Source organism: Prevotella sp. HMSC073D09, assembly GCF_001814145.1.
GTDB lineage: Bacteria > Bacteroidota > Bacteroidia > Bacteroidales > Bacteroidaceae > Prevotella > Prevotella conceptionensis.
In genome coordinates, this window is the sequence record NZ_KV815128.1 from 43,866 (window position 1) to 53,385 (window position 9,520).

General features: G+C 48.4%; 6 protein-coding genes and 1 pseudogene. 2 read left to right on the plus strand and 5 right to left on the minus strand.

Features of this window, described 5'->3' with window-relative positions; translation table 11 throughout:
* Positions 1 to 24: 24 nt before the first annotated feature.
* Complete coding sequence (locus HMPREF2955_RS12630) at positions 25 to 1,947, minus strand: heavy metal translocating P-type ATPase (RefSeq protein ID WP_070723809.1); 1,923 nt, start codon at positions 1,945 to 1,947, stop codon at positions 25 to 27.
* 345 nt (positions 1,948 to 2,292) lie between these two features.
* Complete coding sequence (locus HMPREF2955_RS12635; protein WP_070723810.1) at positions 2,293 to 3,396, minus strand: UDP-N-acetyl glucosamine 2-epimerase; 1,104 nt, start codon at positions 3,394 to 3,396, stop codon at positions 2,293 to 2,295.
* A 1,544-nt stretch (positions 3,397 to 4,940) separates the two neighbouring features.
* Here HMPREF2955_RS12635 and HMPREF2955_RS12640 point away from each other — a divergent pair.
* A complete protein-coding gene (locus tag HMPREF2955_RS12640) occupies positions 4,941 to 5,684 on the plus strand; it encodes a hypothetical protein (protein WP_070723811.1) in 744 nt (247 codons plus the stop codon).
* 113 nt (positions 5,685 to 5,797) lie between these two features.
* Positions 5,798 to 6,547: a hypothetical protein gene (locus HMPREF2955_RS12645; protein WP_070723847.1), complete on the plus strand. Its 750-nt coding sequence runs from the start codon at positions 5,798 to 5,800 to the stop codon at positions 6,545 to 6,547.
* Positions 6,548 to 6,798: 251 nt separating this feature from the next.
* On the opposite strand, the gene HMPREF2955_RS12650 is transcribed toward HMPREF2955_RS12645, so the two are convergent.
* The 3 genes and pseudogenes from HMPREF2955_RS12650 to HMPREF2955_RS12660 form a co-directional block, all read right to left on the minus strand.
* Positions 6,799 to 7,665 carry a 4-hydroxy-3-methylbut-2-enyl diphosphate reductase gene (locus tag HMPREF2955_RS12650; protein WP_070723812.1) on the minus strand — a complete coding sequence of 289 codons (867 nt, stop codon included), beginning with the start codon at positions 7,663 to 7,665 and terminating at the stop codon, positions 6,799 to 6,801.
* On the minus strand, positions 7,662 to 8,726 hold the full coding sequence (locus HMPREF2955_RS12655) for a DUF1573 domain-containing protein (protein ID WP_070723813.1): 1,065 nt from the start codon (positions 8,724 to 8,726) through the stop codon (positions 7,662 to 7,664). Before HMPREF2955_RS12655 ends, HMPREF2955_RS12650 begins: the two co-directional genes overlap by 4 nt.
* 12 nt (positions 8,727 to 8,738) lie before the next feature.
* Positions 8,739 to 9,520 (minus strand): annotated as a pseudogene (locus HMPREF2955_RS12660) (alpha-2-macroglobulin); the annotation flags it as partial.

Sequence of the window (9,520 nt, forward strand, 5' to 3'; positions counted from 1 at the left end):
AGGGTTAAGTTCTTCTGCAAACTGTTATTTGGCCAACTTCAAACGCAAGCTGTTCAGCACCACACTCACGCTAGAAAAAGCCATAAGGGCACTGGCCCACATGGGCGTTATCTGAAAATTGATGCCGAAAAGATGAAGTGCACCTGCCGCAAGAGGTATGCACACCACATTATATATAAAGGCCCAAAACAGGTTTTGTCCAATCATAGCCGTTGTTTTACGGCTTAGGCGTATGGCTTGGGGCAGTCGACGTAGGTCGTCGCCCATCAAAGTGGCCTGCGCGGCATCCATAGCCACATCCGTTCCACGCCCCATCGCAATGCCCACATCGGCCAAAGCCAAGGCTTGCGTGTCGTTGATGCCATCGCCAACCATGGCCACCCGCTTGCCTTCGGCTTGCAGTTGGCGCACCATATTTTCCTTATCTTGTGGCAAAACCTTACTTCGATAGTGGCTTATTCCGGCCTTCTGCGCCCAATAACGCGCGGCCTCATCCTTGTCGCCACTCATCATATACACCTCAATGCCCATGTCTTGCAATTCGGCCATGGCCTCTTCGGCATGGGGTTTAAGGCTCTCGCGCATTTCAAGCGGCAGGTCGTCGGCCTTGGTAAAGTCGATGTTTTGGTTGGGAATGGTCAGCGTTCCCGTCTTGTCTATCACCATCGCGTTCACCCCTTTAAGGCTTTCAAGCGCCGCCGCATCTTTTATCAGCACGTTCATCTGTGCCGCCTTGCCAATGGCCACCATCAAAGCCGTGGGCGTGGCCAAGCCCATAGCACACGGACAAGCAATGACCAGCACGGCAACAGCCGAGAGAATGGCCTGCGGAAGGGCCGCATTTCCGCCCAACAGCCACCACAAAAGGAAGGTTACAAGGGCTATCAAAGCCACCGCGGGCACAAAAACACGCGCCACACGGTCTACCGTGCGCTGCACGGGAGCCTTGCTGCCTTGAGCCTCTTGCACCATCTTGATGATTTGGGCCAAGGCCGTATGTTCGCCAATCTGCTGCGCCTTAAACCTGAACTTGCCTTGCGACACCACCGTTCCTGCCAGCACCTTCGCGCCCTTTTGTTTCAAAGCGGGTGTGGGTTCGCCCGTTATCATGCTCTCGTCTATGTATGCGCCATCGGCCGTCATAAAGCTTTCGGCCGCGGTAACAACACCATCGACAGGCACTTTCTCGCCTGCACGAACCTCCAACACATCGCCCACAGCGATAGTGGCAATGGGCACATCGCGCATTTCGTTGCCGTCGATAAGGCGTGCAGTCTTGGGTGCAAGTCCCATCAACTGCCTAATGCTGCCTGCCGTCTCGTTTTTGGCGCGTTCTTCTAGCAGTCTACCTGTAAGAACAAAGGTGATTATCATTACCGCGGCATCGAAGTAGGTGTGCCAAACAATGCCTCGCGCCCCCCAAACGGCATCGCCCCAGAAGGTGTTGAACGCACTGAAAAGGAAAGCGATGCTTGTAGATAGGGCCACAAGCGAATCCATATTGGCCGAGCCATGACGCAGTTGGCGCCATGCACGCGAGAAGAATTCGCCGCCACAAACCACGAAGTTGGCCAAGGCCAAGAGCAAAGCCACCTGGTTGTTTATGGTTTTTCCGCCTAAGTTAAGCCATCCCATAGACACGCACATGCACAAAAGGGCAAAGCCCCACGAAAACAGCGTGCGCCGTTTAAGCCGTTGTAGCTCACGACGTTCTATGGCCTCTGCCGAACGATTGGTCTCTATCACGAGGTCGTAGCCAATGGCATTGATTTCGCTTTTCATCCTTTCGAGACTTATCTCGTCGGGATTATACTCCACCAAGGCCGTTCGCCCTGGTAAATTCACTGCCGCACTCTTTATGCCTGGCAACGAATTAAGTTTCTTTTCCACATTGGCAGAACAGGCCGAACAGGCCATGCCCACCACGGGTATTGTTCGTTTTTCCATTGTTTGTTGATTTTAAAAGCCTCACCCCCTACCCTTCTCCAAGGGGAGAGGCGGGTAATATGTGTTATTATTTTTGCCGACAGCCCACGAGTTTATAGGTTGAAACGGGCGTTCGCCACGATGCAACCAAGCTATCGGCTTAACTACTAAAGGTGAAAAGGTGAAAGAGTGAAAAGGTGAAAAAATGACTAACGTCACCTATTCATTTGGCTTAACTCCTTAACTTAAATATCAGTTGACAAGTTTACGAGTAAACTGGTTGACAAGGTCGTTATCCGCACCGCAACAAAGCATTTGGCTTAACTCCTTAACTCCTTAACTCCTTAACTCCCCTGTCCTTACTCCTCACCCCCTTCTTTGCTCTAACAAGATACTAACAATGCGGTCTGCACTGCGCCCGTCCCAACGGTCGGGTATTGATGCGTGTTTCCATTGTCCTGCTTGCAGTGTGTTTAGGGCAGCGGCTAGAGCCTCAGGGTCTTCGCCCACCAACACATTCGTTCCCTGCTTCACCGTTTCGGCATGTTCGGTATAACTGTTCAGCGTGATGCAAGGCACGCCATTGAACGTCGCCTCTTCGGCCACGTTACCCGAATCGGTGACGATACCCTTGGCATGGGCCGTAAGATAACCGAACTCCAAGTACGAAAGCGGTTCTATAACATGTACATTGGCTGCACCGCCCAATTGTTCCAAGCATTCGTTAACGGCCTTGGCTGCCGCTCCGCGCAAAGGTGCAATCACGGGCATATTTGCCGATGCCGCTACAATCTGCCTAACCATAGCCAAAAGATTGGGCATGTTGGCGATGAGTGCCTTACGGTTAAGCGTGAAAACAAGATATTCGCCATCGGCCAGGTGCAAGTCGGTGAGCAACGCAGGGCGCACCAACCTATTATGATTAACGCGCAAGGTGTCCATCAGGATGTTGCCCACCATATATATTTTAGATAGTTCCGCCCCTTCGCGCGTGGCAATGCTGTTACTTCCCGCGCCTGCTGTGAAGAGCAAATCGCTAAGTCCATCGATAACCAATCGATTTATTTCCTTAGGCATATCGATGTTGAAACTACGCGTACCAGCCACCAAGTGGGCCAAAAGGATTCCCTTTTTCTTGGTAACAATAGCAGCGGCGAGGGTAGATGCAAGGTCGTCTACCACAAGAACCACGTCTGTTGGGTGGCCTTGCAGATACCTTTCAAAGGCCGACATCGCTTGTCCAGTCAGTTCGTTCAGGTTATCGCAGTCAACGCCAAGGTACACTTGCGGTCGTGCAAGCTGCAAATCGTCGAAGAGCGAGCCTTCTAGCGTGGGGTCGTCTTCGCATCCCGCATACACCAATTGATAGTTTATGTCCCTACCCTGCTCTTTGGCTTTCTCTATTGAATGTACAATGGGTGCCACCTTCATGAAGTTTGGGCGCGCACCCGCTACGATACAGATGTTCATTTTCGTGTTTATTGATTAGCACAAAGGTACAACAATTTGGCGGAATAGGTGCAAAAATGAGGTGATGAGTTTTTGAGTTTTTGAGTTAACAAGTTAGGGAGTTTTTGAGGTTATAAGCTGTTGAGGAGGGGAGTTAATGATTTTTTGAGGTGGTGAGGTGGTGAATTAAACTTATCGGCGCAAAGAATCACCAACTTGCAAACTCATCAACTTATAAACTCATTAACTCATAAACCCACCAACATATAAACACATTAACTCATAAACTCACCAACTTATAATCTCACCGACCTGCAAACTCACCAACTTATAAACTCATTAACTCATAAACCTACCAATTCAAAAACTCATAAACTCCCCAACTCAAAACCTTAAAATGTTGTTTTTTTATTTTACAATATCGTTCTGATTTTCACTCCGTTCTAGCGAAATACAGGCCAAAAAGTGGATAAATACCCACTTTTTATAACCTTTCACGTCTTCCAATATGTCCTTTTTTAAGAAAAAGGGCTGCATTTTGCACCATTTAGCCTTACTAGATTGGTTGCGGACTCATTATTTTTTATGCCCAATTACCCGCTTTTAGCACCCAAAACCCCACTTTTTCATGGTTAATTTGCCCTTCTGAGCCATGTGCCTAATGGTTCGAGAGGGTTGTATTTATACCATTGCAACGTATTTTTATGCTTTTCATCATGCGTTTAGCACCATTTTTCAGCGCATTTAGCACCATTTCACCTTGCGTTTAGCAGCAAATCGCAAGGCATTTAGCATCAAAACGCACTGCGTTTAGCACCAAAATGCACTGCGTTTTGCTGCATATTGCACTGAATTTAGCAGCAAATAGCAAAGAAACGGGTGCAAATGGCGGTTACTTTAAATAAAAATTCATTTTGCCGCATTAGCAGGTTACCCCCTTTTTGCATCAAAACAAACCTTCGCGAGAATCGATTATTTGCGGCAAGGCGAGCGATTGGTGGGCAAAAAGGCACTCACAATGTTAAATTTCCGACTAAAAACCAGACAAAATCAAGTCATCCACATACACACGCATGGGCAACGACATGGAAAACACATACACTTACGTTCGCCAAGGCGAGCGGGTACAGAGCTTGCACTAAAAGGCATGACGACCTTAACTTATAAGTTCAAACTCATAAACTCAAAAACTAACTCATGAGCTCAAACCTAAAAACTCATCAACTCAAAATCTCACCAAGCCATAAGCTCAAACTTAAAAACTCATCAACTTAAAAACTCACCAATCCATATGCTCAGACTCAAAAAACCATAAACTTAAAAACTCTCCAACCCATAAGCTCAAACACAAAAACTCATAACCTTAAAAATTCACAAACCTATAAGCCCAAACTCATAAACTCAAAACTAACTCATAAGCTCAAACTCACATACTCACATACTCAGGAAATCACATACTCAACTCATAAACTTAAAAACTCTCCAACTAAATACATAATTTATGCCACAAAACGGAACAAGTATTAATAATATTTGCTATATTTGCGCATACTAACAAACTCAACATGAAAAAAGTACTATTGATATTGGCCCTGATGCTAGGTGCATCCACCGCAACCTTTGCCCAATCGACAAAGGATGTGTTGTACCTTAAAAACGGTAGCGTTATCTATGGACAGCTCATAGAAATGGTGCCAGAGAAACAGGTGAAGATAAAAACAGCAGATGGAAGTGTGTTTGTTTACAACACAAGTGAAGTAGACCGCATTGCAAAAGCGGAGAAAGAAGTGAAAGAGCAGCGCAGCGAACGTAAGTCGTCGTTCAGAACGCGCAAGATTGCCACGGGTTTTAAGGGATTTATCGACGACTCGTACTCGGCAAGCATGAATGGTAGCGACTTTAACAGGGGCGGACTTAGCGTTAGCTTGGGTAGCCAAATCTTACCACAGCTGTTTGTTGGCGCAGGACTTGGACTTGAATATTACAACGAGCCGGAAGTGCTTACGGTACCTGTATTCGCCGATGTACGCGTTAACTTTATCAATAATGGCCCTATCAGTCCTTTCCTTGGCGTGAAGGTGGGTTATACGGCTCTTGGCGACTTCGAAGGTTTCTATCTCAACCCCATGATTGGATGCCGTTTCGGGCTTACCAACAAGTTGGCCCTGCACACCGCCATTGGCTATGCCCTGCAAAACGCTGATTATACACACGAGGAACGCTACTACAGCCCATACGGCACAACCACATTCAGGCGAAGTATTTCTACCATCTCGGCAATTAAAATACAATTTGGCTTTGAATTCTAAAATAAAAAAGCGATAAGGCGCATCAGGCATTGTGCCCCATGTGCTTTATCGCGAAACAACATAAAGGAAACCCGCAACCCTTACTACCTTTACAAAAAGAAAACAAAAGCGACATGAAGAAAGCATTACTAACTTTGACACTGATGCTTGTTGCATCGGTAACAACCTTTGCACAAACAACGAAAGACGTGGTTTATCTTAAAGACGGCAACGTAATACGTGGTCAGCTGGTAGAAATAATACCCAATAAGCAGGTAAAGATAAAAACAGCAGACGGCAGCTTGTTTGTTTACAACACGAACGATGTTGCACGTATAGAGAATGCCGAGATTGCAAAGAAAGAAAAGAAGAGCGAAGACGAGCCGACTTTCAATGGCCTAAAAAAAATAGCCAGAGGCTTTAAAGGCTTTGTGGAAGGTAGCTTTTCGGCCAGTTTAGACGGCAGCAGTTATCATAGAGAAGGATTAAGCGTTAGCCTTGGTAGCCAAATTCTTCCGCAACTTTTTGTGGGTGGTGGCATCGGCTTTGAGTATTTTGGCAAGCCCAATACGGTTACTGTCCCCATTTATCTCGACATACGTACCAACTTTATCAATGGTCCCATCTCGCCCTGTATTGGCACCAAGCTTGGTTATGCATTCGGTAGAGACATTCAAGGCTTTTATTTCAACCCCATGGTGGGCTGCCGTTTCGGCCTTACCAACAAGTTAGCCCTGCACGCAGCCATTGGCTATGCCCTGATATACGACGTATATATCAGCGAAACCTATAATTATGGCCAAAGTAATGAGTATTACTATAACTTGGATTTCAATGGAACGCCCATATCGGCCATTAAGATACAGTTTGGTTTCGAGTTCTAATAAAAGGCATGTACTAACTACTCCCCGATAAGGTTCAATCGTTGTTCGCGGTATCGTTCTTCATTGCATTTCACTATCTGCCAAAGGCCTAACGACTGACATAGGCTGGCAGTGCATAACAAACAAGTGCGCGAGTGCAGACATACAGCAACTCACCTCTAAACACACGCTCTTAGAGCGGGCTTAGAGGTGAGTTTGTTTGTTAGTTACAACTAAGCAAACCGCTTTGGGGAAGGCCTGTTGTGGGTAAGCTATGGCTCTTTATGCGCATCCAAAATATGGTCGCGGCATTCTTCCATCAACCATTTGGGGGTGCTGGTTGCTCCGCAGATGCCCACCGTTTGGGCATCGGCAAACCAGTCGAGGTTTATCTCGCTGGCATTCTCCACATGATAACTCTTCGGATTTACGGCCTTGCATTCGTTAAAAAGCACCTTTCCGTTGCTACTTTTCCGTCCGCTCACAAAGATTATCACATCGTGTTGGGTTGCAAAACGCGCAATGTTGGGCATGCGGTTGGCCACCTGTCGGCAAATGGTGTCGAAACTGCGGAAAGTGGCCGTAGGGCTGATGTGCGATTGAATGTACTCGATGATGCGGTGGAACTCGTCTAAACTCTTCGTGGTTTGCGAATAGAGGTAGATGTCGCGATTGAAATCCAGCTTTGACACCTCGTCGAAATGTTCTATCACGATGGCCTCACTGCGCGTCTGCCCCACAAGGCCGAGCACTTCGGCATGTCCGTTCTTTCCGAAGATAACGATTTGCGCATCGGGGTTGGCGTCGAATTGTTTCTTGATGCGCTTTTGCAACTGCAACACCACAGGGCAAGTGGCATCAATTATCTCGATGTTGTTGCGCCGGGCAAGTTCGTAGGTTTCGGGTGGCTCGCCATGTGCGCGCAGCAGCACTTTCACATCGTGCAATTCACGAAGTTGCTCGTGGTTGATGGTGGTCATGCCCATAGCCGTTAGGCGTTCCACCTCCATGCCATTGTGTACAATATCGCCTAGGCAATACATCTTTTTGCCTGCCGCCAATTCTTCTTCGGCCTTTTTGATGGCCGTTGTAACGCCAAAACAAAATCCACTCCCGTTGTCTATCTCTACCTGTATCATTTCACATTAATGGTTATCACAACCTTGGGCTGCTTGGGGTCGTTGGTAATCATCAGCACACGGGGTGCAGCCTTCACGTTTTTAAGTTGCTTTTCGTCGGCCGTTATTTTAAGCTTGGCCATATCGCCAGGCACGATGTGCGTTTTGTTGAGCGATAGTTTAAGACCTGCGGTGAACATTTGCAGCGAGCTAATGTCTAGTGTGCTGTGACCTACATTGGCAATATCAATTTCGGCTTTCTTCACCTTTTTGCCGTAAATGGTGCCAAGGTCTACCTTTGTTGCCGAGAGTTTTATTTGCGGCGCGTTGTGAAGGTCTTTTGTCGACAGCTCGTTAAATCCTGGGAGAAGAACTGCCGACACGCTTATTTCCTTGTCGGCCGACACCTTATCGCCGGGGAACATGCCCAAATAGATGTTGGTTTGGGTCAGGCCGAAGTTGCGGAGCGAACGCGAATCGAGCGTAATGGTGGCCACACCGCTACGCCCCGACATGATGGTTGAGGGCGAAACATCGGCTTGGAGATATGGCGGCAGATGCATCAATACGGGCTGTACGGGCTTGCCCGAATTGTTCATGATGTGTATTTTCTGCACGGGGCGGTCGCCGCGGTTCACGTCGTCGAACTCGATGTTGTTCTTTTCTACCATCACATCGCCAAGGGTGAAGGGGTAAGTGCCTGAGAAGTCTACCACTTCTTCAACCACCACGCCTTTCAGCGTTAACACAAGCGGTTCTTTTCCCGATGGCCCATAAAGGCCAATTTGTTTGTTGAAGTGACCCATTTGGGCGGCATCGTAGGTGGCTTGCACCTTAAACACCTGCCCAGCAGGTATCTCGGTCTTGGGATAGTTAACATCGGTGCATCCGCAACTCTTGCGAACGGCTGTGATGCGCAGTGGTTTCCCACCCTTGTTTTTTACTTCGAAGACGGCGGTCACGGGTGTGCGATACAGCACTTGCCCACAATCAATGGCCGCGCGTACAGCTTCCATGCGCTGTGCCGAGGCCGAAAGGCCGGCCATAGAGAGGAGCATGGCCGCCAAAATACTGTTGTTCATTATTGTTATTGTTTATTTTATCGTTATGGTTAGGGCCTTGGTGCGTGCCATATACGCTGGGCTGTAAGCGCATTGCACGGTGCAAGTGCCCGTTGTGAATGTTCCGGGGCGATCTACATAAAAGGTGCTCTCTACCACATGCGTGCCCTTAGGCATCATGTCGGCGTAATAATAGGTGGCGTTGTCGCGTGGCGAGCAGTAAAATCCGCCGCGATAGCCCGTGAGTTGATTAGCAGGTTCCATGCAGGCGGCGCGCTTGTCTACCACCTGAACGAAGTCGTAATCGCGGTCGGCAGTGATGGTTATGCGTACCTTTACCTTGCTACCCACCTTCAATTCGCCATCGTACAGCAGCTCGCGCTTAACGCTTAGGCCCATAGAGGCATCGGCAATGTCGGTTGTGCGCTGCGTAAACTGGGCGTAGACAGAACCCCACGACGTGCCGGGGGCGGTCTTGTCTACGGTGAAGGTGTTGAGGTTAGCACCCGTCATGGTGGTCTTTACGTAGCCCATACCAGCCGAGGCGTTGGGCGTTTCGAGGCGTTTGCCATCCACTGAAAGCTTTGCAGGCGAGTCGGCAGCGGCTTGCAACACCTGCATGTTGCCGTTGAGGAAGGCGTAAACGGCATTGACACTGTTGATGGGCGTATCCCAAACCTGCGTGCGTTTTTGCTGCAACAACCAACGTTTCATCTCGTCGAGTGTGCTTGTGTCGTGGGGTTCGAGGGCTTGTATGGCCTCGATGGCGGCCACCTGCGTAGGTATCTTGTAGTCGAACCAGCTGTAATAGGCCT

Excerpts from the sequence above, each read along its gene's own strand:
- HMPREF2955_RS12630 (WP_070723809.1), bottom strand. The coding sequence starts at position 1,947 with ATGGAAAAACGAACAATACCCGTGGTGGGCATGGCCTGTTCGGCCTGT.
- HMPREF2955_RS12635 (WP_070723810.1), bottom strand. The coding sequence starts at position 3,396 with ATGAACATCTGTATCGTAGCGGGTGCGCGCCCAAACTTCATGAAGGTG.
- HMPREF2955_RS12640 (WP_070723811.1), top strand. The coding sequence starts at position 4,941 with ATGAAAAAAGTACTATTGATATTGGCCCTGATGCTAGGTGCATCCACC.
- HMPREF2955_RS12645 (WP_070723847.1), top strand. The coding sequence starts at position 5,798 with ATGAAGAAAGCATTACTAACTTTGACACTGATGCTTGTTGCATCGGTA.
- HMPREF2955_RS12650 (WP_070723812.1), bottom strand. The coding sequence starts at position 7,665 with ATGATACAGGTAGAGATAGACAACGGGAGTGGATTTTGTTTTGGCGTT.
- HMPREF2955_RS12655 (WP_070723813.1), bottom strand. The coding sequence starts at position 8,726 with ATGAACAACAGTATTTTGGCGGCCATGCTCCTCTCTATGGCCGGCCTT.